Source organism: Parvimonas pharyngis (genome assembly GCF_046569675.1).
Lineage (GTDB): Bacteria > Bacillota > Clostridia > Tissierellales > Peptoniphilaceae > Parvimonas.
The window spans coordinates 396,311-422,283 of the sequence record NZ_JBKICJ010000001.1; the positions used below are offsets into that span (position 1 = coordinate 396,311).

At 26.2% G+C, this 25,973-nt stretch carries 26 protein-coding genes; 2 read left to right on the forward strand and 24 right to left on the reverse strand.

The features are described from left to right. Nucleotides 1-88: 88 nt before the first annotated feature. The 9 genes from ACLGL0_RS01840 to ACLGL0_RS01880 all read right to left on the reverse strand — a co-directional run bounded on the left by ACLGL0_RS01840 (nucleotide 89) and on the right by ACLGL0_RS01880 (nucleotide 5,967). Nucleotides 89-1,057: an ABC transporter transmembrane domain-containing protein gene (locus ACLGL0_RS01840; protein WP_411013405.1), complete on the reverse strand. Its 969-nt coding sequence runs from the start codon at nucleotides 1,055-1,057 to the stop codon at nucleotides 89-91. Between the two features lie 207 nt (nucleotides 1,058-1,264). Further along, nucleotides 1,265-1,960, reverse strand: a complete 696-nt coding sequence (rplA, locus tag ACLGL0_RS01845; RefSeq protein WP_233055706.1) for a 50S ribosomal protein L1 — start codon at nucleotides 1,958-1,960, stop codon at nucleotides 1,265-1,267. 44 nt (nucleotides 1,961-2,004) lie between these two features. Beyond that, nucleotides 2,005-2,430: a 50S ribosomal protein L11 gene (gene rplK / locus ACLGL0_RS01850; protein WP_233055707.1), complete on the reverse strand. Its 426-nt coding sequence runs from the start codon at nucleotides 2,428-2,430 to the stop codon at nucleotides 2,005-2,007. Between the two features lie 101 nt (nucleotides 2,431-2,531). Further along, nucleotides 2,532-3,071, reverse strand: a complete 540-nt coding sequence (gene nusG / locus ACLGL0_RS01855) for a transcription termination/antitermination protein NusG (protein ID WP_411013406.1) — start codon at nucleotides 3,069-3,071, stop codon at nucleotides 2,532-2,534. Between the two features lie 33 nt (nucleotides 3,072-3,104). Continuing rightward, the gene (gene secE, locus ACLGL0_RS01860; protein ID WP_233055709.1) at nucleotides 3,105-3,311 is read right to left on the reverse strand and encodes a preprotein translocase subunit SecE; all 207 of its coding nucleotides are present in this window, start codon (nucleotides 3,309-3,311) and stop codon (nucleotides 3,105-3,107) included. Between the two features lie 22 nt (nucleotides 3,312-3,333). Then, nucleotides 3,334-3,483, reverse strand: a complete 150-nt coding sequence (gene rpmG, locus ACLGL0_RS01865) for a 50S ribosomal protein L33 (RefSeq protein WP_009372623.1) — start codon at nucleotides 3,481-3,483, stop codon at nucleotides 3,334-3,336. Nucleotides 3,484-3,644: 161 nt separating this feature from the next. After that, nucleotides 3,645-4,424, reverse strand: a complete 780-nt coding sequence (udp, locus tag ACLGL0_RS01870) for a uridine phosphorylase (RefSeq protein WP_411013407.1) — start codon at nucleotides 4,422-4,424, stop codon at nucleotides 3,645-3,647. Continuing rightward, nucleotides 4,425-5,264, reverse strand: coding sequence for a 16S rRNA (cytidine(1402)-2'-O)-methyltransferase (rsmI, locus tag ACLGL0_RS01875; RefSeq protein WP_411013408.1), 840 nt, complete (start codon nucleotides 5,262-5,264; stop codon nucleotides 4,425-4,427). Next, nucleotides 5,248-5,967 (reverse strand): tRNA1(Val) (adenine(37)-N6)-methyltransferase, encoded by a 720-nt coding sequence (locus ACLGL0_RS01880; protein WP_411013409.1) that lies wholly within the window; start codon nucleotides 5,965-5,967, stop codon nucleotides 5,248-5,250. The genes rsmI and ACLGL0_RS01880 overlap by 17 nt, the downstream gene beginning before the upstream one ends. 82 nt (nucleotides 5,968-6,049) lie before the next feature. Between ACLGL0_RS01880 and ACLGL0_RS01885 the strand changes: the two genes are divergently transcribed. Next, the gene (locus ACLGL0_RS01885) at nucleotides 6,050-7,909 is read left to right on the forward strand and encodes an ATP-dependent helicase (protein ID WP_411013410.1); all 1,860 of its coding nucleotides are present in this window, start codon (nucleotides 6,050-6,052) and stop codon (nucleotides 7,907-7,909) included. Between the two features lie 66 nt (nucleotides 7,910-7,975). Here the strand turns inward: ACLGL0_RS01885 and ACLGL0_RS01890 are convergent, their stop codons facing one another. The 9 genes from ACLGL0_RS01890 to ACLGL0_RS01930 form a co-directional block, all read right to left on the reverse strand. Next, entirely contained in the window at nucleotides 7,976-9,715 is a 1,740-nt protein-coding gene (locus ACLGL0_RS01890) for a flavocytochrome c (RefSeq protein WP_411013411.1), read from the reverse strand. A gap of 66 nt (nucleotides 9,716-9,781) precedes the next feature. Continuing rightward, the gene (gene dusB, locus ACLGL0_RS01895) at nucleotides 9,782-10,732 is read right to left on the reverse strand and encodes a tRNA dihydrouridine synthase DusB (RefSeq protein WP_411013412.1); all 951 of its coding nucleotides are present in this window, start codon (nucleotides 10,730-10,732) and stop codon (nucleotides 9,782-9,784) included. Nucleotide 10,733: 1 nt separating this feature from the next. Continuing rightward, complete coding sequence (locus ACLGL0_RS01900) at nucleotides 10,734-11,513, reverse strand: type III pantothenate kinase (protein WP_411013413.1); 780 nt, start codon at nucleotides 11,511-11,513, stop codon at nucleotides 10,734-10,736. Between the two features lie 153 nt (nucleotides 11,514-11,666). After that, on the reverse strand, nucleotides 11,667-12,131 hold the full coding sequence (locus ACLGL0_RS01905) for a hypothetical protein (protein WP_411009629.1): 465 nt from the start codon (nucleotides 12,129-12,131) through the stop codon (nucleotides 11,667-11,669). A gap of 120 nt (nucleotides 12,132-12,251) precedes the next feature. Beyond that, complete coding sequence (gene pyrG, locus ACLGL0_RS01910; protein ID WP_411013414.1) at nucleotides 12,252-13,856, reverse strand: CTP synthase; 1,605 nt, start codon at nucleotides 13,854-13,856, stop codon at nucleotides 12,252-12,254. 166 nt (nucleotides 13,857-14,022) lie between these two features. Next, nucleotides 14,023-15,282: a Glu/Leu/Phe/Val family dehydrogenase gene (locus ACLGL0_RS01915; protein WP_411013415.1), complete on the reverse strand. Its 1,260-nt coding sequence runs from the start codon at nucleotides 15,280-15,282 to the stop codon at nucleotides 14,023-14,025. Nucleotides 15,283-15,291: 9 nt separating this feature from the next. After that, nucleotides 15,292-17,187: a ribosomal protection-like ABC-F family protein gene (gene abc-f, locus ACLGL0_RS01920; RefSeq protein WP_411013416.1), complete on the reverse strand. Its 1,896-nt coding sequence runs from the start codon at nucleotides 17,185-17,187 to the stop codon at nucleotides 15,292-15,294. Nucleotides 17,188-17,198: 11 nt separating this feature from the next. Further along, on the reverse strand, nucleotides 17,199-18,386 hold the full coding sequence (locus ACLGL0_RS01925; protein WP_411013417.1) for an O-antigen ligase family protein: 1,188 nt from the start codon (nucleotides 18,384-18,386) through the stop codon (nucleotides 17,199-17,201). Between the two features lie 208 nt (nucleotides 18,387-18,594). After that, the gene (locus tag ACLGL0_RS01930; RefSeq protein WP_411013418.1) at nucleotides 18,595-19,242 is read right to left on the reverse strand and encodes a redox-sensing transcriptional repressor Rex; all 648 of its coding nucleotides are present in this window, start codon (nucleotides 19,240-19,242) and stop codon (nucleotides 18,595-18,597) included. 265 nt (nucleotides 19,243-19,507) lie between these two features. On the opposite strand from ACLGL0_RS01930, the gene ACLGL0_RS01935 reads away from it, so the two are divergent. Continuing rightward, nucleotides 19,508-20,149 carry a Crp/Fnr family transcriptional regulator gene (locus ACLGL0_RS01935; protein WP_411013419.1) on the forward strand — a complete coding sequence of 214 codons (642 nt, stop codon included), beginning with the start codon at nucleotides 19,508-19,510 and terminating at the stop codon, nucleotides 20,147-20,149. Nucleotides 20,150-20,204: 55 nt separating this feature from the next. On the opposite strand, the gene ACLGL0_RS01940 is transcribed toward ACLGL0_RS01935, so the two are convergent. From ACLGL0_RS01940 to ACLGL0_RS01965, 6 genes are all read right to left on the reverse strand, one after another. Further along, nucleotides 20,205-21,185, reverse strand: coding sequence for an acyltransferase family protein (locus ACLGL0_RS01940; protein WP_411013420.1), 981 nt, complete (start codon nucleotides 21,183-21,185; stop codon nucleotides 20,205-20,207). 12 nt (nucleotides 21,186-21,197) lie between these two features. Beyond that, nucleotides 21,198-22,517 (reverse strand): 23S rRNA (uracil(1939)-C(5))-methyltransferase RlmD, encoded by a 1,320-nt coding sequence (rlmD, locus tag ACLGL0_RS01945; protein WP_411013421.1) that lies wholly within the window; start codon nucleotides 22,515-22,517, stop codon nucleotides 21,198-21,200. Next, the gene (locus tag ACLGL0_RS01950; RefSeq protein ID WP_411013422.1) at nucleotides 22,517-23,596 is read right to left on the reverse strand and encodes a ribonuclease E/G; all 1,080 of its coding nucleotides are present in this window, start codon (nucleotides 23,594-23,596) and stop codon (nucleotides 22,517-22,519) included. Before ACLGL0_RS01950 ends, rlmD begins: the two co-directional genes overlap by 1 nt. Nucleotides 23,597-23,605: 9 nt before the next feature. After that, nucleotides 23,606-23,866 (reverse strand): hypothetical protein, encoded by a 261-nt coding sequence (locus ACLGL0_RS01955; protein WP_411013423.1) that lies wholly within the window; start codon nucleotides 23,864-23,866, stop codon nucleotides 23,606-23,608. An 81-nt stretch (nucleotides 23,867-23,947) separates the two neighbouring features. After that, nucleotides 23,948-25,579: a chaperonin GroEL gene (gene groL, locus ACLGL0_RS01960; RefSeq protein WP_411013424.1), complete on the reverse strand. Its 1,632-nt coding sequence runs from the start codon at nucleotides 25,577-25,579 to the stop codon at nucleotides 23,948-23,950. 11 nt (nucleotides 25,580-25,590) lie between these two features. Continuing rightward, entirely contained in the window at nucleotides 25,591-25,875 is a 285-nt protein-coding gene (locus ACLGL0_RS01965) for a co-chaperone GroES (RefSeq protein WP_347714345.1), read from the reverse strand. Between the last annotated feature and the right edge of the window lie 98 nt (nucleotides 25,876-25,973).

A 25,973-nucleotide genomic window follows, 5' to 3' on the forward strand; every position in this document is an offset into this window, starting at 1 on the left:
AACTATATTAATTATATCATATATACTAAAAAAAAACAAAAAGAGATATAAATAAATATATCTCTAAAAAACTTGATTTTTATTATTCTTAAATTTTTTTAAAGTGTTTTTTCAAAATTATATTTCCAATTACAACACCTAATCCACCTAATATAAAAACAATCAAAAGGCTAATTAATCCATATGTTCCCGTTGAAAACTTAATCATTTCATTTAATGCGCTTTCAGTTACTCCACCTTTACCTAACCAAGTGTTTTTAAATGATTCTAAGAAAAAGTTAACTGGAATAATTTGACCACACGCACCTAATAATATAATTTGAAAAATAACAAAAGGATTTTTACAACTCTTACTATATTCATATGCTGATTTAGAATAATCAATGATGGAATCATAAAATGACTTAAAAGAGAAAATTGAAGCTTTAAAGATTTTTAAAACTTGCATACCTCTAACATATTCAACCGCCTCACTATTAACTCTTTCAAGAGATTTGTTATATTTATCCATAAACTTAATATCACCATACATAAGCATTGTAAATATAGCAGATAGTATAGTTAATACTACAGTAGCAATTCCTAAATAAATATCAACTGAAAACATTATAACAAATAAAAGTATTGGAGTTATCAATGCAAGAGTAATATCAGGAATTAAATGTGCAACTATCATATGTGTATCTGTTGCATTATCATCTATAATTTTTCTAATTCTACCTGACTGATTAACATCAAAAAAATAAAACGATGCATTCATTAGATGCTCTATTCCTTTTTTTCTAAGATTACTTTCTAATCGAAAAGCAAATAAATGAGTTAACCATGCTGCAAAAAAATAAATAAGTGACTGTAATACCATTATAATAAAAATTATAAATGCATAGTATTGAGCTTTTTCAAAATTTTTCATCAATATAAATTCATTTAAAAATTTATACAAAAACCAATATGGTAAAATTGAAAGTGCAGATGAAATCATGCTCATAAATATTCCACTATAAATAAGATACTTTTTATCAGGCACATACTTAAATAATTTCTTATAAATATCCATTTAATCCTCCTAAGTTTATACTATTCTTATTTTTCAACCAAATAAAAATTTTTATTAACATTCTTATCTTCAAATTTATTATAGCACTATTGATAATCCTTTTCAATAATTTTGATAATAATTTTTAATATAAATAAAAAAATAATCTAATAATATTAGATTATTTTTCACACAAAAAAGACACCTTTCGGTGTCTTAAATTTCTAATTATTCTCCTAATTTTGTAGAAGCTAATTTAATTCCAGGTCCCATTGTTGTAGCAATAGAAACTGATCTTAAATATTTACCTTTAGCTGCAGCTGGTTTAGCTTTAATAATAGCAGAAATTAATGTTCTTAAGTTTTCTTCTATTTTTTCAGCACCAAATGAAACTTTTCCTACTGGACAGTGAACGATATTAGCTTTATCTACTCTGTATTCAACTTTACCAGCTTTGATTTCTTTAATAGCATTAGCTATATCAAATGTAACAGTTCCTGATTTAGGGTTTGGCATTAAACCTTTAGGTCCTAAAACTTTACCTATTCTACCAACAACACCCATCATATCTGGAGTTGCAACTATTACATCAAATTCAAACCAGTTTTCATTTTGAATTTTTTGAATAAGATCATCTGCTCCAACATAATCAGCGCCAGCTTCTTGAGCTTCTTGAACTTTATTTTCTTTACATAAAACTAAAACTCTTAAAGTCTTACCAGTTCCGTGAGGTAATACTACTGTACCTCTAACTTGTTGGTCAGCATGTCTTGAGTCAACACCTAACTTAGCGTGTAATTCAACAGTTTCATCAAATTTTGCAGTTGAAGTCTTAACAGCTAATTCACATGCTTCTTTTAAATCATATAAATTTGTTTTATCTATTAATTTTAAACTTTCTAAATATTTTTTACCTTTTTTCATTTATATCCTCCTTGTGGTGTTCGCATTATTGCTCCCACTTTATATTACTCTTCTACAGTTACTCCCATACTTCTAGCAGTACCTTTAACCATGCTTATAGCAGCTTCAATACTTGCAGCATTTAAGTCTGGCATTTTTAATTCAGCAATTTCTCTAACTTGATCTTTTGTTAAATTACCTACTTTTGTCTTGTTTGGTACTTTTGATCCTGATTCGATACCTAATTTTTTCTTAATTAATACTGGTACCGGTGGAGTCTTAGTAATGAATGTAAATGATCTATCTTGGTATACAGTCAATACAACCGGAATGATTAAACCAGCTTGATCAGCTGTTTTTGCGTTAAATTCTTTTGTAAATTGCATTATATTTACACCATGAGGTCCTAATGCAGTACCTACTGGTGGAGCAGGAGTTGCCTTTCCTGCTGGAATTTGTAATTTTACTAATGCTTGTACTTTTTTAGCCATTTTATAGTTCCTCCTTAAAAACTAATGTGGTTTTCGGGTGCTAAACCCCTCCCACTCTCGTATATCTCTGTTTTGAATATTTTTTCAAATTATTTTCAAATTTAATTTTTTATTACGTCACTAAAATCTAATTCAGCAAGCGTATCTCTTCCAAATAAAGAAACGAAAGCTTTTAATTTACCATTTTCTTGAGATACTTCTATTACTTTTGCGGTTAAATCTTTAAATGCACCATCTATTATTGTAATAGAATCTCCTTCGTTAATTTCCACATCATTATATGGTTTTGTTGAAACTCCTAATGCTTCAACTTCTTTTTCTGATAGTGGTACAGGTTTATTACCTGACCCTACAAATCCAGTTACTCCTCTAGTATTTCTTACTAAATACCATGAAATATCTGTGATTATCATTTTAACTAAAACATATCCAGGAAATAATTGTTTTTCTTTAATTTTTCCAGTTTCAGTTTCTTCTTTAACCGTTGGAACAACCACTTCAAATATATCTATGTCATTCCCACGATTCACAACTAACTTTTCAATATTAGCCTTAACTTTGTTTTCATGCCCTGAATATGTATGTACTACATACCATTTGGCTTCTTTTTCTTTAATATCCTTTAATTCTTCTGTTGCCATATAAACGGACTAAAGTCCTTCCCTCCTTAGTAATTAATGGATTATGAAACCTAATAATTTTTTTAATACAGTATCCAATCCCCAAATCATTGCTGAACTAATTATAGAAATTGTAACTACTGCAAGGCTATAATAAAAAACACTTTTTTTTGAAGGCCAGATTATCTTCTTGAATTCAGAACGTACTCCACGCATAAAGCTAGTTTTCTTTTGTTTTTGATCAGTAGTTTTTGTTGCCATACTACTCTCCTCCAATCTCTAACTATTTTGTTTCTCTGTGAAGAGTGTGTTTTTTACAAAACTTACAATACTTGTTTAATTCAATTCTGTTAGTTGTAACTTTTTTGTTCTTCTTTGTATTGTAATTTCTGTTTTTACATTCTGTACATGCCAACACAACTTTATCTCTCATAGAAACACCTCCTTGATAGCTAAATTTGAACATAACTATACATTATATTACTCATAAAATAATATCATAAAGAAATACAATTGTCAAGCTATTTTAAACATATATTTAAACTTTATTTTTTAATTAATATGAATTTTATTAGTCTTAAAATTTTATAATTCTTATCTATTTTCTCTATCTTTTTTTATAATATTTTTAAGAGCAACAATAGCTGTTTTTATAGCTCTATCTGTATCTTCTACAATATTATTTGATAAGTTTTGTTTTACTCTTTCTTGATTATTTACAACTAAAAATATTGATCCAGCTCTAGTATTTAAATAACTCGAAACGACAAATATAGCTGCAGATTCCATTTCACTTGCCTTTGTATGAAGCCTTTTCCACGCTTCCCATTTATTCATCAAGTTATAACTAACAGGCTTATTTTCAGGTTGATGTTGGCCATAAAAAGCGTCTTTACATTGAACAACCCCAACATGATATTTTTGATTTGTTTCAACACATGCGTTTACAAGTTCATTCGTTATATTAAAATCAGCAACTGCGGGAAACTCAATTGGTGCATATTCTTTAGTAGTACCTTCCATTCTTATTGCTCCTGTAGCAACAACTAAATCTCCAGCCTCTACTTCTATATCTATTCCACCACAAGTTCCAACTCTTATAAAAGTATCTGCACCTATTTTATGTAGTTCTTCTACAGCAATGGATGCACTTGCACCACCAATACCTGTGCTTGTAACAGAAACTTTTTCTCCTTCTAAATAACCAGTATATGTTACATATTCTCTATTATCAGCAACTAAAACTGCATCATCAAAATATTTTGCAATTAATTTACATCTTTTAGGATCTCCTGGTAAAATTACATATCTACCTACGTCTCCTTCTTTCATATCAATATGATATTGTTTTTCCTTTAATAATTGTTCTGACATTTAATTTGCCTCCTTATTTTCAAAATTCAACACTAATTCATATGCTTCATTTTTAGAAATATTAAAATTATCTTTTAATGTTTTTACTATATCCTTATTACTGTACCCTTCTTTTTTTAATTTAAAAATTTCATTTGCTACATCAAAAGTTTCTTTTTCATCTACAATTTTTTCTATTACAAGAACAATTTCACCTTTTACCCCTTTTTCTTCATAATAAGAGATAATTTCATCAATACAACCTCTCTTATACTCTTCAAATAATTTTGTAAGTTCTCTACAAACACAAACATTTATATTTCCAAATTGAGCGTACAATGATTTCAAAGTTTTTAAAAGTCTGTGAGGACTTTCGTAAAAAATACCTGTTACATTCATATCTTTAAAATTTTTAAAAAATTTTTCTCTTTCAGCTTTTGTCTTAGGTATAAATCCCATATAAACAAAATTTGTAGTATCAAAACCACTTCCACAAATTCCATTAATTAATGCACATGCACCAGGTAAAATTTCATAAGATATGCCTTTTTTAATAACTTCTTGTAAAATAACAAATCCTGGATCATTTATTATTGGCATTCCTGCATCTGATATTACAGAAACAGTTTTTCCATTTTCAATATTACTAATGATTTCTTCAACTCTTTCACTTTCATTAAATTTATGATATGAAATTAATTTAGTATTAATATTATGAAATTTTAGTAAATTTTGACTATTTCTAGTGTCTTCACAATAAATTATATCGCTATTTTCTAAAACCTCTAAAGCTCTAAGTGTAATATCTTTCATATTACCAATAGGAGTTGGAACAAAATAGATGTTAGATACTCTTTCCATAATATATCTCCTTAATTTTATTTGTATATTCTCCGTTTTTATCATAGATATATATATTTTCTTCAACAAACAAATTACTATTTCCATTTTTTACTAATTCAACCATAAATAAATGAGGTTTTGAATCAACATTAGTAGAAATAAATTGTATTCTTTTTGGTTCTAATTTGTATTTTCTTGATTCACTTAAAACATCTATCAAACGTTCCATACTGTAAATCAAGTAAACTTTTCCATCTGACTTCAACTTTTTATACGAAAATTCTAAAATGTCTTCAAGTTTAAGAGAATATTCATATCTTGAAATCAGAAAATTTTCATCTTCATTTAGTATTCCTGTATTCATTTTTTTGTATGGAGGATTTGACACAATATAATCAACTGAGGAATTTGCAAAATCATCAAAACATAAATTTAAATCTTTATTTAAAAGTATAACATTACTTAACTTATTCTCTTCAATACTTTTTTTTATAAGTTCAGAATTTTCATTTTGTATTTCTATAAGATAAATAGATTTTAAATTATTTAAAAAATTAATTCTAAAACCTATAATTCCAGTTCCAGCACCTATATCAATTAAAATTTTATCTTTTTTTACTTTAGAAAAATGTGAAAGCAAAATAGAATCAATACTAAAAGAAAATTTTTTCTTATTTGCAAATATAACACCTTCAGTGTTAGGAATAAAATGTTTTTCCATGTAATAACCTCCGACTTATATTTTACCATAAATGCGCTTTAAAAGGAATTATTTTTATGTTAGAATATATTTAGGTGATTATATGAAATTTACAAATCAACAAATTGATGCTATTAACCATTTCAAAGGTCCAGCATTAATTTTGGCGGTTCCAGGTTCTGGTAAAACAACTGTTTTATTACATAGAATATTAAATTTAATAAAAAATCATAATATTGATCCTAGTGAAATTATTTCAATTACTTTTAGTAAATCACAAGGCATTGATATGGAAAGAAGATTTTTAATTCAAAATCCTGAATTTAAAGGAAAAATTACTTTTAAAACAATTCACGCTTTCTGTTATGAAATTGTTAGAAATTATATGAAACTAAAAAACATAAAAAAAACTTTAATTGAAGGTAATAATGAATTTAATAGAATGCTTATTTTAAAAAGAGCATATTATCAAAAATATTATAAGAAATTATCTGATGATGAAATAAATGATTTTTTCTCTATATATGACTTTATAAAAAATAAAATGTTTGATTTCGAAGAATATCTTAAAAAAAATCATTTCATTTCAAATAGAACTTTAATGTTAAAGTTATATGTTTTATACGACGAGATAAAGATTAATAACAATTTTATGGATTTTAACGATTTATTAATTTTAGCTAATGAATACATTTCATCAGATAAGAAACTTTTAAGAGCTTTAAAAAACAGATATAAGTTCTTTCAAATAGATGAAGGACAAGATACTTCTACTTTACAATTTGAAATTATTAGAAAAATTGTATTTCCAGAAAATAATGTATTTATCGTTGCAGATGATGATCAATCAATTTATAGTTTTAGGGGTGCAAGTCCTGAAAATTTATTAAATTTCAAAAGTATCTATCCTGACTCCAAAATATTTTTTATGGATAAAAATTTTAGATCCACAAAAAACATTATAAGTGTAAGCAATAAGATAATTCAAGGAAACAAAATAAGATATGAAAAATTCTCAAAATATACTACTGAAGAAAGTTCACAAATAATGCTTTTTAAAGTTAAAAATTCAATGATACAATCAAGAGAAATAATAAAAAAAATCTGTGAGATTAATCCAAACGAAACAATCGGAATTTTATATCGAAATAATATTTCTTCTTTGTACGTTGCAGAAGTTTTCAAAAATAATAATATAGATTTTTTTATAAAAGAAAATAAATTTGATTTTTATTCAAATCGAATACTTAATGATATTAAAAATATTATATTATTTTCTGAAGATACATCTGATTTAGAAGTGTTTAAAAGGATTTATTTTAAACTTAATGCATATATAAAAAAAGATTTTATTTCAAAATTAGAATACAAATCTTACAATCAATGTGTTTTCGAGAGTCTACTAGATTTAGATGAATTAAATGATTTTTATATAAATAAGTTTACATCTTTAAGAAATGATTTTAAAAGATTGAAGAGAATGAAAATGGAAGATAAAATTGACTGCATTCTTTATGAAATTGGTTATGGAGATTATCTAGATAATTTTAATGATTTTTCAAATCTTAACTATAATCTAATTTTTGATTTAATAAAATACTTATCAAAAAACATAAAAACTTTTGATGAATTTATAGAAAAATTAGAAAGTTTAAAAGAAATACTAAAAAAAGCTGCTAATTCTAAATCTAATATATCAATTTCAACTATTCATTCTTCAAAAGGACTAGAATACGATAATGTATTTATAATTGATTTAGTAGATGGTGAATTTCCACAAAAAAGTGTGTTAAACTCTTTTGATGAAAAACTATTAGAAGAAGAAAGAAGATTATTCTATGTTGCAATGACAAGGGCTAAAAAGAGACTATTCTTATTTACCATTAAAGAGAGAAATAATCTTCCAGTTGATCCTTCAATTTTCTATAATGAATTAAAAAAGAAGAACCACTCCCTTCCTTAATGCTTCGAATCAGGTAGTACCCAGGAACATTGTTAATTCTTAATAAAAAAGGAGCTAAGCTCCTTTTTATTTGTTTTTTGCAGCATTAATACCAGCAATAATTCCAAAAACAGTTATATCTGTAATTGAAACAGACCCTAATCTATTATTTCCATGTATTCCACCTGTAGTTTCACCAGCTGCATATAGTCCTTTAATTATATTTCCGTTTTTATCTAAAACATTAGCATCTTTATTTATTCTAAGCCCACCCATAGTATGATGTACTGCAGGAACAGCTTTTAAACAATAAAAAGGTGCTTTTTCAATCTTAAATCCTAATCTTCTAAGATTAAATAATGTATCTTTTCCATTCTCTGAATCTTCATTAAACTTTTTAATTGTCTCTTTTAAATTATTTTTATCTATTCCAAAAAATTCAGCCATTTCATCTATAGAATTAACCTTACAAAGCTTTTTACCCTCTATTAAATTATTATATTCTATTTCATGAGTTGGTAAAATTTTTGATTTTTGCATAGAATCTTCATCCCAAATTTGATATGCAATGCTATCTGTTTGAGACTTTATTCCCAAAGAAATTTCTCGTCTAGTTCCTAACTCTTCAACAAACCTCTTACCCTCTTTATTAACAAGTATAGCTCCACCTACCAGTCTAGTATCTCCGGTATACAAAAGTTTACCAGTCTCAACATCACAAACAGGATACAATTGTATTTTATCTAAATCAACTACATCTGCTCCAATTTTTTGGGCCATTTTTATTCCATCTCCTGTAGATCCAGGAGAGTTTGTTGAAAGAATTTTATCATCAATTTCTTTATCATTATCATTAAGCATTTTTTTATTAGCGCCAAAACCTCCAGTAGTTAAAATTACAGATTTGGCATTAACAATCAATTCCCCATTCTTTGTTTTAGCTTTTACACCTGTAACCACATTATCCTTTACAATAAGCTCATATGCATTTGTCTCAGTTAAAATTTCTATGCCTAATTCTTCAGTTTTTGCATGTAGTTTATTAATTAATTCTTTACCTGATTGTCCTTTTGGAATTAAAGATCTTTTAACAGAATGTCCTCCAAAAAACATTAGTTCATCCGTCCACTCAACCTTAATATCATCTTTTAACCATTTTGCACCATCAAGAGCATTTTTAGCTAAAACATCTATAAGTTCTTTATCTCCACCTGCTTTTTCAACATCTTTTTTAAATAATTCAACACTGTCACTTATATTATCTTTTTCTTGCAACCAATTCATTGGAGCAGCATATTCAGCTCCTGAAATTAAAGTATTACCTCCAATTAAAGGTAATTTTTCTAGCACAACAACATTAGCTCCTGCCTCTTTAGCTTTTATCGCTGAAATTAAACCAGCACCACCAGAACCAACAACAACGACATCAACATTTATTTCTTTAACTTCATACTTTTCATTTAATTTAAGATTATTATTTAAAATTTTTTTATAATCTAAACCCGCTTTCTGAATAGCATCTGCAAGTGCATTTATGAAAGCCTTAGAGGAGTATGTAGCTCCAGTAATTTCATCTAAATTATAATTACCAGAATTAACTTTTTCAAGCAATTTTTCAATAGCAATCTTACCTACATCATCAGTTTCAACACTCTCCTTTAATGTAACTTTTTTAATTTTACTATTCTCAAAATTTACATCTAATACTACTTCTCCATTATGTCCCCTTGCTTTACCTTCAAAAGTACCATTTACAGCTGACTTACAAGAAGCTAATAATAGTACAAAAACAAGCAAAAATGACAGAACTCTAAATTTTTTTTTCATAATTTCCTCCCAATTACAAAAAGTAAAGACTAAGTACTAATTTTAATATTTCCTATTTTAATTAATCTAGTTAAAAGTATTTTTGTATTCATTTAATACTTCAAATATTTCATTAATATTAGTTAAAGTATTTATATTATTTTTTATCTTGTTTGAATCTTTAAAACCTTTTAAGTACCATAAAATATTTTTTCTCATCTCTCTTATAGCAATTCTTTCAGGTTTAAATTCTAATTCTAATTTATAATGTCTTTTTATTGTTTCTATAACTTCTTCTAAAGTTGGATTAGAATATTTTTTTGTTAAATTAAAATCTTTTATTTGTTTAAAAATAAACGGATTCCCAAGAGCATGTCTTCCGATTGCAACTGCATCTACTCCAGTTTCTTCTTTCATTCTAACATAATCTTCAACACTACACACATCACCATTGCCTACAACTTTTATAGGAACATGATTCTTTAAAGCCTTAATAGCAGTCCAATCGGCTTTCCCAGAATAAAACATCTCTCTTGTTCTAGCATGCAATGTAATCATATATGCTCCAGCTTCTACAATTGCATCTGCAACTTCTAAAAAGTTCTTATTACTATCATCAAAACCTAATCTTATTTTAACACTAACTGGAACTTTTGAATTTTTTACCATTGACCCAACAATGCTTTTTACCTTTTTAGGATCCTTCATTAAATAGCTACCTTCATGATTTTTTACGATTTTAGGTGCAGGACATCCTAAATTCAAATCTAGTTGATATATATCATCTCTATTATTGAATCTATTTTGTATAACTTCAGCCATGATATTCTCATCACTACCGAAAACTTGTAATCCAACCGGACCTTCTCTTTTATCTATATATGTGATAATAGATGTATTATCATTTTCATAATATAATCCTTTTATAGAAACCATTTCTGTAAAAGTCATACTAGCTCCCATTTCACTTGCTAATATTCTAAAAGCTACATCACTTACACCTGCAAGTGGTGCTAAAAAAATATCTCCATTAAGCATATTATAACCTCTTTTTCATTTTATAGATTTCTAACATTCCGTCTAGGGTTAGCTTTTTGTCTATAATATCTATTTTATTTATATCCTTTGAAATTAGACTTGAATAACCTCCAGTAGCAACAACCTTCAATTTTGAAGTATCAAATTTCATTTCTTTTACAATTTCATCAATTAATTTTTCTATTAGTCCAATATATCCTATAACCATACCAACTCTAATATTATCCATTGTGTTTTTAGCAACTATTTTTTCAGGTTTATAAAGTTCAACCTTTGGTAATTTTGCAGTTTTTAAAAACAATGCTTCTGATGAAATTCCTATTCCAGGAATTATAGCTCCACCTTGATATACTGAATTTTCATCAATTACATCAAAAGTAATAGCTGTTCCTATATCAATAATTATCAATGGTACACCATATTTTTTTATTCCTGCAACTGAGTTAACTATTCTATCTGCCCCAATAGTCTTGGGATTATCATGATTAATTTTAATTCCCAATCCACAATTATCATCAATAATAATTGGCTTCAAATTAAAATATTTCTTTATAGCATTTTCAATTGAATGCATAACATCTGGAACTACTGAAGCCACAATAACATCTTCAATTTCTGTTTTTTTTATATCGTTAGCATGTAGTATTTCTGTTATTGACATTGCATACTCATCACTGGTTTTATTTTTTATAGTATTTAATCTAAAGTCACATATTAATGAATATCCTTTATAAACACCCAATACAATATTTGTATTTCCAACATCTATTACTAATAACATATATCTCTCCCAAAATTAATAAATTTTCTCAATTTCTATATTTATAATTAATTTTACCATTTTTTATATTTTATTACAATTATTTTTACCCTACATTTCAATAAGTAATGGCAAATAAAAACGACTAAGAAATAATCTTAATCGTAATATATTTTATAATCCTTTTTTAAAGAATTTACGGAATTCTGATACTTCTGCTCCGGTTTGTGTAATTGCAACTGAGTACTTCGCACCTTTTACAATTCCCGGTTCATATGTTATAGGTACAAATTGATAATGTACATTTTCTTTATCAGCAACACAGTATCCTATAGCTGTTTTTATAGTTGCACCATTTTCTTTATTAAAGAATTCCGGTTCTCCATATTCAGTTAATGTAGCATTAACATTAATTATAACAACTTCACCCTCTTTATATCCAACAATAAAATTGCTATGTTTTGTAATCTCTACGATAACTGCATTAGTATAATTTTCCATGTGACAATATATTAATTTATATTCATCACCATTTGGAACACAAGAGTTGAAAATTTCACGCATTCTAGCCTTGTTTTTTCTATTATCTTCATCACTTGCTCCAGTTAGAGCTTTTTTTACAACATCAAATAATCCCATTTTTATCCTCCAAATTTTAAAAATAAATATAATAAATTACATACAAATTATATCACTTAAAAATTAAGTTGTCTATAATTATTAAAAAATAAGAAACTATTAAGTTTCTTATTTTTAGTTCTATTTATTTTTATTTTTTATAGATGCCTTTATAAATCCATCAAATAATGGATGTACTTTATTTGGTCTAGATTTAAATTCAGGATGGAATTGACAAGCTACAAAATAATCACTTCCATTAAATTCAATAATTTCAACTAAATCGAGTTCAGGATTTATACCAGAAAATACAACTCCTGCCTTTTCAAGTTCTTTTCTATACTTATTATTAAATTCATATCTATGTCTATGTCTTTCTTGAATTACTTCAGAATTATATAATTCTCTAGCTTTTGAATTTTCTAGAAGTTTACAGTCATAATTTCCAAGTCTTAATGTACCACCAATATTTTCAACATCAAATTGATTTTCCATCAAATCAATTACAGGATGTTTAGCATTTTCATCTTTTTCAGTAGAATCAGCACCATTTAGATTTGCAATATTTCTTGCAATGTCGATAATAGCAATTTGCATACCAAGACAAATACCGAAATAAGGAATATTATTTTCTCTTGCATATTTACTTGTAGCAATCATTCCTTCTATACCTCTGCCACCAAATCCACCTGGAACAATTATTCCATCAAGTCCATTAAATAATTCTTTTGTATTTTCTTCAGTAACTTCTTCTGAATTGATCCAGCGAATATTAATCTTATGAGCATTTTTATATCCTGCATCTATTAAAGCTTGTGACACTGAAAGATAAGCGTCATGAAGTTGAACATATTTACCTACAAGTCCAATTTCTAATTCATCTTTTACATTTCTATAAGAATCAATCATTTCCTTCCAGGCATTCTTAACAATTGGTTTTCCTTCAAGAGAAAGTTTATGTAAGACATACTCATCTAATCCTTGTTCTTGTAATTTAACTGGTACTTCATATATAAAGTCAACATTTTCAGACTGAACTATAGCACTCTTTGGAACATCACAGAAAAGACTAATTTTATTTTTAATTTCATCAGAAATTTGTTCTGGACTTCTAACAACAATAATATTTGCCTTTATTCCTTGACTCATAAGTTCTTTAAAAGAATGTTGAGTTGGTTTTGTTTTTAATTCATTAGAACCTGGTATTGTTGGAACTAATGTAATATGAATAAATAAAACATCTTCTTTTTTATTTTCAGCATGAATTTGCCTAATAGCTTCAATAAAAGGTAATGATTCAATATCACCTACAGTTCCTCCTATTTCAGTGATAATAATATCAGCTTTACTTTCTTCAGCAGCTTTATATACATAACCCTTTATTCTATCAGTAATATGAGGAATAACTTGAACAGTAGCTCCATTATAATCTCCTCTACGTTCTTTTTGGATTACCTCACTATAAATTCTTCCTGTTGTAACATTACTTCTTTGAGTAAGTTCTTCATCAATAAATCTTTCATAATGTCCTAAGTCTAAGTCAGTTTCAGCACCATCTTTAGTTACAAAAACTTCTCCATGCTGATAAGGACTCATTGTACCAGGGTCTACATTTATATAAGGATCAAATTTTTGCATAAAAACACTAAATCCTCTATCCTTTAAAAGTCTACCTAAACTTGCTCCACATATTCCTTTACCTATTCCAGAAACTACTCCTCCTGTAATAAAAATAAATTTGCTCATAATATCCTCCTAAAAAAAATTGGTCTTTTTTTATCTCTAAATAGAGAAAAAAAAAACCAATTTACAAATTTTTTATTTATTCACTTATGTCTTTGTTTCACTTATATTAATATGATAAAATATTTTTTTCATTATGTCAAGTAGTAAAACCCTAATAATTCAAAAATTAAATTCTAGATCTTAATTTTAATATTTTATATAGTCTTAATACTGAATAAATATAAGAAGCAAGTCTCATTGTTACATCATACTTTTGTTGAATTTTTAATATTTCATTATATGCAAATAACATTTTATACTCTACTTTATTTAAAACATCATCTTCTGTCATATCAATAGCTGAAATGTTTTGTACCCATTCAAAGTAAGATGCAATAACTCCTCCTGAATTAGCTAAAATATCTGGTATAACAATAATATTTCTATTTTTTAAAATAGAATCTGCATAATAATTAACAGGACCATTAGCTCCTTCAACTATTAATTTTGCTCTAATTTTATTTGCTTCTTCTTCTCCGATAGAATTTTCTAATGCACATGGTATAATAACATCAACGTCTAATGAATAGAATTGATCAATTGAAATATGTTTTACATCTTTATAATCATATAAAGTATTATTTTTTTCAAAATGTTCAATTAAATCAGCAATATCAAAACCATCTTCATTATAAATTGTATAAACACCTTTTTCTTTATCATATTCAGAAATTGATACTATATTTCCACCCATTCTTTCTAAGTGTTTCGCTGTATTTGAACCTACATTACCAAAACCTTGAATAGCAATTTTTGATTCTCTAATATTAATACCTAGTTTTTTTAATGATTCTCTAGTAATTACTGCAACACCAACTCCTGTTGCTTCTTTTCTACCATAAGATCCACCAAATCCTAATGCTTTTCCCGTAAAAGTGGCTAATGTATTATTTCCTGTCAATTTTATATATTCATCTAACATCCATGCCATTATCTTTTCATTTGTATTTACATCTGGTGCTGGAATATCATATCTATCTCCGATATATTTATAAAGTTCTTTAACATATCCTCTTGAAAGTCTTTCAAGCTCATTATCAGATAACTCATTTACATCTACTATAATTCCACCTTTTCCGCCACCAAAAGGAAGATGAGTAGCTGAACATTTTAAACTCATCCAAGCAGATAATGCTTTTACTTCATCACCATTGACAGTTGGATGAAATCTAATACCGCCTTTATAAGGACCCATTACATCACAATGTTGTGAACGAAAGCCTTTAAAAATTCTAAATTTTCCATTATCCATTTTAACTGGAATATTTATTTCTATTGTTCTTTCAGGCTCTTTTAATAAATCATAAACACTCTCATCTAAATTTAAAATTTCACAAGATTTTTTTAAAATCTTTTGTACATTTTCTAACGGATTAAAACTATTCATACACTTCTCCTACAAGTAATTTTCCCACTCTAAATATAAATTTTCCTTTTCTTTTATTAAGTTTGATAAATCTTCATTAATCTTTAAAAATCTATCTTTATCATTAAAAACTTCTGGATCTTGAATATCTAAATTACATTTCTCAATTTTATCTTCAATTTCAAAAATCTGATTTTCAATCTCCTTCAATTTTTGTTTCTTAGCTCTTTCTTGTTTTTCTATTTCTCTTTTTTTCTTTTTCTCTTTCTCAATTTCTGTTTTTGAAATCACTTTTTCTTCAACTACGTCTTTTTCATTTAATTTTTCTAAGAAGTAATCGTAATTTCCATAATATTCTGTTATTTTACCGTCTTCTAAATACCAAATCTTATTAACAACTTTATTTAAAAAATATCTATCATGAGAAATAGTTAGCACAGTTCCAGAATAATCTACAACTGCATTTTCTAAAACCTCTTTACTTTCAATATCCAAATGGTTAGTCGGCTCATCAAGTAATAAGAAATTTGATTTTGATAACATAAGTTTTAAAAGTTCAAGTCTGGCTCTTTCTCCACCACTTAATTCTCCAACACTCTTAAATAAATCTTCATCAAAGAAATTAAACTTAGCTAAATGACTTCTAACTTCAAAATTATTCATATTTGGATAAGCATCCCAAAACTCTTCCATTACAGAATTTTGATTATTTAAAGTTTTTTGCTCTTGATCATAATATCCCAAAGAAACTCTAGCACCTAAATCACAGCTTCCACTTAAAGGTGATAATTTATTACAAATTATCTTGAATAATGTTGTTTTACCAACACCATTTTTTCCAACTAAACCAATTTTATCTCCCTTATAAACATTTAGATTTATAGAATTCAATAAAATTTTATCACTAAAACCCATTGTTAAATCAGAAATAGATAAAACATCTTTTCCTGATTCAACCTCAGGCACAAGTTTCAATTTCATTGAATTTTTATAAATTTCAGGATTTTCAACTAAGTCAATTTTCTCAAGCATTTTTCTTCTCGAACTAGCTTGTTTTATAAACCTATTATTTCCATAATTTTCAAATCTCTGAATAATTTCTTTTTGTCTAGAAATCTCTTTTTGTTGTTTTTCATAAAGATGTCTATTAATTTCAAATTCTTTTTCACGTCTAGATACAAAATCATCATATCCACAATTATAGGTTTTTAATTTTTTATTCTCAATTGAAAACATTCTATTACAAACAGAATTTAGAAAGTATCTATCATGTGAAATTATAATACAACTTCCTTTATAATCTCTTAAAAAAGCTTCCAAAAACTGAATTGAGTCTATGTCTAGATGATTTGTTGGTTCGTCTAGTAAAATTAAATTTGACGGCTCAAGTAAAATTTTTGCTAAATGTAATCTACTCTTTTGTCCACCACTTAAATTATAAACCAATTTTGAAAAATCATCTTCTGAAAAACCAAGTCCAAATAAAACTCCTCTAACTTTTGAATTATATGAATATCCACTATTTTCTTCAAAATAATGTCTCTTACTCTCATAAATATCAAAAAGTTTATGAATTTCTTCTTCACTTAAATTTTTATTTCCCATTTCAATTTCTAATTCTCTAAGTTCTTTTTCTAGTAAAATAATTTCTTCAAAAACTTCTAGACATTCCTCATAAACTGTTTTTTCACTAGTATATGAGATATTTTGTTTTAAAATTGATAATTTTACATTTTTTGCAAAATTTATTTCCCCACTATCAGAAGATAATTCATTTGTTAGGAGATTAAATAGGGTAGTCTTTCCACTTCCGTTATCTCCAACAACTCCTACCTTATCTCTATCAGAAATTGAAAAAGTTAAATTTTCTAATATATTTTCATTCAAAAACGACTTTGTCAAGCCATTTACACTCAAAATTATCATAATACACCCTTTTAGAAAATAAACTTGGATTCGAAACCACTAACCTTTCCAACAGCAAGTAAAATACTAAAGTATATATATGCTGTTTGATGCCAAAGTATTGTAACATCTAACATACCATGTAAAATAACAACAACAGTTAAGGCAATAATAAGTCTAAATAAATTTCTTTTCCTTATATCGTAAACTTGCTTACATAATCCAATAAAAAGTGGTGCTATTACTAGATTTCCAATAATACCAAAATTTATCAATACATCTAGTAAAATGTTATGTGCATGATTTGCAGGATGAGTTACCCATGTGGCATTTTGATATGCCATTGGCCCACTTCCAAATAAATAAGTTTGTTTAAATAATTCAATTGCATTTTTCCAAATCTCTTTTCTAGTTCCTAAAGAATTTCCAATAAATTCATATCTAGGAAAAATTTTATTCGAGAAGAACATCAAAACTACAATTACTACTGTAAATACACCAAGAAATGCAAATACTTTTTTGTTATTTTTCGTCAAAGAAAGTACCAATGTAGCTATTAAAATAGTTGGCAGAGCTGTTCTGTTTTCTGTTAGAAACAGTACAATAAACGCAAGTGTACTTACACACAAAAAGTACAATCTATTCTTTTTATTTTTATTGGATAAAAAGTAATACATTGCAATTATTATTATAAATTCACAGATTGTTGCATAATAATTTGTATTAAAAAATGACGAAATTGGTCTATGCAATGACAAATACTCTATAAATTCATAAAATTTTAAATTCATACTGAATTTTTTATATAACACCGTAAGAATAGTTAAAATAAAACAAAAAATTGAAACTATCATATATAAATTTATTATCTTTGAAAACAACTTCCTATTTATCACTGTTCTATAATACATAAAAAATACAGAAAATTCAAAAATAATAATTGAAACTCCTATACCATATAAATTTTGCTTTATTACTGATACACTGAATATAAGAGCAGTAAATGCTAAAATATTTTTAACAAAAGGAGTTTCTTTAAATACTGGAATAATTTTTCCACTAACTAATAAATAAAAAAATAGAGCATTAAAAGAAAATACTAAAAAATAAAAAGGTAAAAACACCGTAAATGATACTACTAAAATTAATAGTTCATCAATATTAAGCTCATATTTTTTTAATATACAATTAATATATTTCATATATCTAAAGCCTTTCATAAGCCATTCTATTCTAATTAGAAAATTGTAAAATCATTTTAAATATTTTTATAAAAAACAATCTAAAAAAAATACAATTTTTAAATAAAACTTATCCCAATTATAGCATAAAACATAAAAAAATAAAACTCTTAAAAAAGAGTTTTATCAAATAATTCCATAATATAAAGCTTCATAAATACTAATATAATTTGTCCCTATTATATTTTTATCTTACACCAGGATAATCTTTTAAACTATTCATATAGTACGTAAGTGTCAATAAACTTCCATCCAAATGTACATTTTCAAGAACAACACTTCTAGGTAATTTTAAATCAATTGGTGCAAAGTTCCAAATTCCCTTTATTCCACAAGAAACTAATTTGTCAGTGATTTCTTGTGCAGGTCTAGCAGGAATAGCTAAAATTGCGATATCAACTTTTTCTCTTGTAACAACTTCTTCTAATTCAGAAATATCTTTTACAACTACTTCATTCTGTTTACTTCCAACAATATCAGGTGAATTATCAAAAATTCCAACTACTTTGAAACCTTTTTTTCTAAATCCACTATAATTTAATAATGCACTTCCTATATTGCCAAATCCAATAATAACTACATTATAAGGTTTATCAACACCCATGATCTTTTCAAGTTCAATTTTAAGTTCTTCAACATTGTAACCATAACCTTGTTGGCCAAAAGCTCCAAAATGATTCAAATCTTGTCTAATTTGTGAAGCAGTCAAACCTGTAATTTTACTAAGTTCTTGAGAAGATACTCTTATTATTCCCTTATCTCCAATTAGTTCAAGGTATCTATAGTATTTAGGTAAACGTTTTATAACTGCAACAGAAATTTTCTCGTCTAACATATTAACCTCCTACCACATTTGCTTTTCAATCAATTTTTAATTAACTAAAATTTTAAAACAGAATATCGTTTTAAGTATTATAACACCAATTCAAAATTATTGCAATATTTTTTACAATGTTTTTTACAATGTATAACTAATTTCTTCAAACTTTGTCACTTTTTTAATACTATAATAAATATTTTTAAAAATTTTTTATACAAAATACCTTGAAAAATGTAAGAAAAAGTTCTAAAATATAATTAATAAATTTTAGGAGGCCGACTTGAATAATTTTGAAATAATTAAAGCTTGTCCGATATTTAAGGACTTCACAATAGATGAAATTATTGAAGTTTTTTCAGTAATATCCTATTATGAAAAAGAATATAAAAAAAATGATATTATTATAGCTGAAAATACAAAAATAGAATATTTTGGGATTATAACTGATGGTAGAATTACAGTATCAAACTTTGATTACTTTGGAAATAGAAATATATTAAATGTTTTTGAAAAAGGAGATTCATTTGCAGAAGCATTAGTTTCTTTGGAAATGCAAATACCACATGAAATTGTCTCACTTACAAATTCATCAATAATTTGGATTGAATATAAAAGTCTTTCAAAATCTCAATATTACCAAAAAATTCTAAATAATTTTTTGACTATAATTTCTACAAAAAATTTGATTTTAAATAAAAAATTGCATATTCTATCTAAGAGAACAACAAGAGAAAAAATACTAGAATATCTTTCAATTCAAAAAAAATTACTATCAGTAGATAATAATTTTGAAATAAATCTAAATAGAAATGAAATGGCTGATTACCTTGCACTCGATAGGAGTAATCTCTCAAGAGAGTTAGGAAAATTAAAAAAAGAAGGAATAATTGACTTTGAAAAAAATAAATTTAAACTATTATAAAAGACCTGTACTCACAGGTCTTATTTGTTATATTTTTGAATTATATCAAAATTCTTTAATTAAAACAATATTTTTTAATTTGTTTAATAGGAATACTAAATATCCAACCTTGAGATAAAATAATACTAATTAAAACACCTATTAAAAGAAATAATATTTTTCCATATACTCCAATATAAAATAGTCTTGAAACAACAAATATTTCTTCTAATAACATATAAAATTTCCAATGCCAAAAATAAACATATATTGAATTCCCACCCATTCGACTTATAAATTTAATTTTCCTACTAGGAACTAAAATTATAATAGAAAAAAGTAATAACAAAGAAATTATGTATGAACATAATCTAGCTAATGCTCCATATTTTAATATAGGTTCATAAAAAGCATTTCTACCTGTAAATAAATATCTTAATATATAGAATTTATCAATTTTATAAAAACATAAAAATCCCCAGATTAAAACTATTAGTATAGAAAATACAGATAGAATTTTATTTTTACTTTTTATTTTAACTATATCTTCACTTTTTATCATTGTGCCTAATAAATAAAAAGGGAAAAATACAATAGATCTAGATAAATATAAGAAATCTCCTATAGATTTATCATAACCAACAAAACAAGCTAAAATAATTGAATATACTAATAGATATTTCTTATTTTCATTTCTTATCAAATATGTTATAACTGTATAAATTGCTAATACAAACATAAACCAAGATACCCCACCATCTGATAAAAGAGAAAAAGTGACATTAATATTTCCACTTAATCTATCTATAACCAAACTAATTATTTTATATAAGAAACCAATACTGCAATAAAAAATACATTTTTTCAAAATATTTTTTTCATTATGGAATAGTCCTGAAATAAATATAAATGCAGGCATATGAAATGAATATATAAATAAAAAAATACTTTTGTAAGCATTTGAATTATTTGTGAATTCATCAGCTAGATGACCGATTACTACCAGTGTAATTAATATAAATTTTATATTATCCCATAAAGCAACTCTTTCTTTCATAATTTCTCCCTATTAATTAAAAAATTTCTCAATCTCAACTACCACTTCACAATGGGCTGTTTTACTAAACATATCGCATAGTTTAACTTTCTTTAATTCAAATCCACCGTCAATAAAAAGTTTTAAATCTCTTGTTAATGTTGCTCCGTTACAACTTACATAGACAACTTTTTTGATATTACTTTTAACGATAGTATCTACAACTTTTTTGTCAAGTCCTTTTCGTGGAGGATCTACAGAAATTATATCAATATTATTATTTTTTAATATTTCATCAATCTTTTCTTCACTCTTACCATATAAAAACTCGACATTTTTTACATCATTTAGTTTTAAATTTTCTTTAGCGTCTTTTACTGCATCTTTTACAACTTCTACACCAATTACTTTTTTAAAATTTTCTGAAAAATATATGCTCGTAGTTCCAATACCTGAATATAAATCCAACAAATTCTTATCTTTGTTTTCTCCTAAAAATTCTTTAGCTATTTTATATAAATTTTCAGTTTGAAATCTATTTACTTGAAAAAAGCTCTTTGGAGAAATATTAAATTCATATTTTCCGATTTTATCTGTAAAATTCTTCTTTGAAAATATTAATTTACATTCTTGTCCCATAATTATACTTGCTTTTTTAGGATTTATATTTATATATCCACTTACTAATTTTTTATATTCACTTAAACTTTTTACAAAATTTTGAACTTCTTTTATGTCTTTTTTTACAACAACTGTAATCATAATTTCAGAATTGAAATTTGATCTTATGCTGATATTTTTTAAAATTCCATCATCCGTATTTACATCATAGGACTTAATTTTAAATTCTTTTAATTTTGCTTGTAAAAAGGGTAGAAATTCATTTATGCTCTCATCACTTAATGGACAATTTTCAAGTTTTATTTTGCTTTCACCATTATCCACACAATAACAAAGTTCAAAATTTTCATTTGTCTTTAATTCAATTTTATTTCTATAATTTAAGTTATTTTTATTCTCTAAAATTTCAACATCTTCTAATTCTATGTCTGTATTTTTTCTAAGGCTGTCTAAAAACATCTTTTTCTTTAATGCAAGTTCTTTTTCATATTTTAGATTTATAAAATGATAGATATCTGTTAGTTTTTCATCGTATAAATTTTCCCTGTATTCACTATATTTCAAATATTTTTTAACATATCCGTTAGAAAATTTTTTCTTTTTTTGAGTAATTTCAACATCAACAATATCTCCAACAAGTCCACCTTTTACAAAAACTATTCCCTCTTCACTTTTTGCAACTCCAAGTCCTTCATTGGTATTGTCAATTATTTCTAAATTTTTAAGTTCCATTATTTTCCTCTTTGTCTTGTAATTTCATAGAGTCCAAGTTTAGTAAACCCATGAAAATTCCAAATTTTATTATCAGTAATTTCTAATTTTTTTATATTTTCTTCTAAAATTTCTTGATCTTTAATTTTCATATTTATAAAATCTACAATTATTATTCCCGAAATATCCCTAAAAGATATCTGTCTAATAATTTCTTCAATTGCTATTAAATTTACAGATAAAGCATTTTTACTTTTATTTATTTCACTTGTTTTTTTCTTTGAATTTACATCTATTACTGTAAGAGCTTCCGTTTTTTCTATAACTATATTTATATCATCAATTTCAACTGTTTTTTTAATTAATCCCTCTATATATACTCCTATATTATAATCATATTTAGGAGAATATTCTTCATCATATTTTAATTCATTTTTCAAAAATTTATTATCTTTAAAGCTCTTATATAGCTCTTTATCATTTAATACACATGTATATTTTTCATTTTCAAATAAAAAGTCCTCTAAAAAATTCTCCTTTTTGTAGATTAATTTCGGAACTGGTAAATTATTTAAACTATCCACTATTTCTTGCATTTTTTCTACATTTTTTCTTATATCATTTAATAAAGTATCTTCATCACAATCTACACTTTTTGTTCTCAATTTTATTGAAAAGTTTGATTTTATATTTCTTATCTTTTCAATATTAAAGTTATGTTCTTTTAATTTTTTTGAAATAAAAATATCTTCTCTATTTTTGTAAGATATAACTGAAAAAATTGAAGAAATAGAAAAATTCATTGAAACATTAGGTGCTTTATCTCCTGCATTAATTTTATATATTTCAACAAATATAACATCTCCAACCCGAACTTGTCCAACAGTATCCTTAAAATCTAAAAATCCATTTTTTCCATTTTTAAGTTCTACGAAAAAACATTGTAATGCGTCAACTTTTTTTACAACCCTTGCCCTATATATGTCTCCAATTTCAAAATTACAAAATTTTTTAACGAAATAGGAGCTTAATTGTGAATCTAAGACTTTTCCATATTCAATTTTTTCTTCATCTTTATAAATAAACAAATAATTATTCAAAACAATCTCCTATTCAATATATTCAAATTTAATCTTTTTTAATAGAATTTTTTTTACAATACCAGAAAAATATATACAAAGAATATAATTAAGTCGTGAAAGATTATAATTATATTCTAAAATTAAATTTCTATCTTCTTTAATTTTTTCATCTTCAAGTAGAAATGTAATTCTACTTAAAATTTTATTATATTTGTATAAATAAAAACTTTGATGTGTTACTAAAATTACTATACAAATCACAAGAATAATATTAAAAAACAGTCTCATAATAAAAACTCCATAAAAAAAGAACTTGGATTATCTCCAAGTTCTATTTTACCATAAATTTAATTATAAGTTAACTATTTTCTACATATATCCCATTCCAGGATTCATTCCACCAGGCATTTGTCCCATTGGTTCATCTTTAGTTACATCAGCCACTGCGGCTTCTGTTGTTAGAACCATTGAAGCAACACTTGATGCGTTTTGAAGTGCTGATCTAGTAACTTTTGTAGGATCAACAATACCACTTTCAAGCATATTTACATATTTTTCATTCAATGCATCAAATCCTACACCAACTTCAGCATTCTTAACATTTTCAACTATTACTGAACCTTCTAAACCAGCATTAATTGCAATTTGTCTTACAGGTTCTTCAAGAGCTTTAACAATTATATTAACACCTGTTTTTTCATCTCCATTTGTTTCTTCAAGAAGAGCTTTAACTTTAGGAATAACATTTAATAATACTGTTCCACCACCAGGAACAATTCCTTCTTCAACTGCTGCTCTTGTTGCTGCAAGTGCATCTTCAATTCTTAATTTTCTTTCTTTAAGTTCTGTTTCAGTTGCAGCTCCAACTTGAATTACAGCTACTCCACCAGCAAGTTTTGCAAGTCTTTCTTGTAATTTATCTCTATCATATTCAGAATCACTAATTTCAATTTGACTTCTAATCAAAGCTATTCTTTCTTCAATTGCAGATTGTTCTCCTGCACCATTTACGATAACAGTAAGTTCTTTTCCAACAGTTACTCTTCTTGCTCTTCCTAGCATTTCAATAGAAGTTTCTTTTAATTCATATCCTAAGTCTTCTGAAATAACTGTACCACCTGTTAAAATTGCAATATCTTGTAATAAGTCTTTTCTTCTATCTCCAAATGCAGGTGCTTTTACTGCTACACAGTTAAATGTTCCTCTTAATTTATTTACAACAAGAGTTGCCATTGCTTCACCTTCAACATCATCAGCAATAATTAATAGTGGTTTTCCTTGTTGAACAATTTGTTCTAAAACAGGTAAAACTTCCTGAATATTAGTAATTTTTTTATCAGTAATTAAAATATATGGATCTTCCAGTTCTGCTTCCATTTTTTCAGTATTTGTTACCATATATGGAGAAACATAGCCTCTATCAAATTGCATACCTTCAACAACTTCTAAAGTAGTTCCCATACTTCTAGATTCTTCAACTGTTATAACTCCATCTTTACCTACTTTTTCCATTGCATCTGAAATTAATTTTCCAACTTCTTCATCTGCTGCAGAAATTGATGCAACTTGTGCAATACTTTCTTTTGTTTCAACTGGTTTAGAAAATTCTTTAATACCCTCAACTGCTTTTTCAACAGCTTTTTTAATTCCTTTTTGAATAATCATTGGGTTTGCTCCAGCTGCAACATTTTTTAATCCTTCTCTAATAATAGCTTGAGCTAATAGAGTTGCAGTAGTTGTACCATCTCCAGCAACATCATTTGTCTTTGTAGCAACTTCTTTAACAAGTTGAGCTCCCATATTTTCATATGGATCTTCTAATTCAATTTCTCTAGCAATAGTAACACCATCATTTGTTATAAGTGGTGCACCAAATTTTTTATCTAATACAACATTTCTTCCTTTTGGTCCAAGTGTAACTTTCACAGTATTTGAAAGTTTATTGATACCAGCTTCCATACCTTTTCTAGCATCTTCATAAAATTTAATTTCTTTAGCCATTTAAAAACCTCCTAATCTTCAACAACTGCTAAAACATCAGCAATTTTTACTACAATATATTCTTTTTTATCAAGTTTAACTTCTGTTCCTGCATATTTTGAGAAAATTATTCTATCTCCAACTTTTATTAAATCTTTCTTATCATCATCTTTTAAAATTTCATCACCAATTGCTAAAACTTTTGCAACACTTGGTGCTTCTTTTGCGGAAGTAGGAAGAACTATCCCAGAACTAGTCTTTTCTTCTACCTCAACCATTTCTATAACTAATTTATCTCCTATTGGTTTTAATTTCATAATATCCCTCCTAATTAAAAGTTATTAGCAGTCTAGCAACTCGACTGCTAATCAGTTACAAATATATTATACCACATAAAATATATTTTAAAAACATT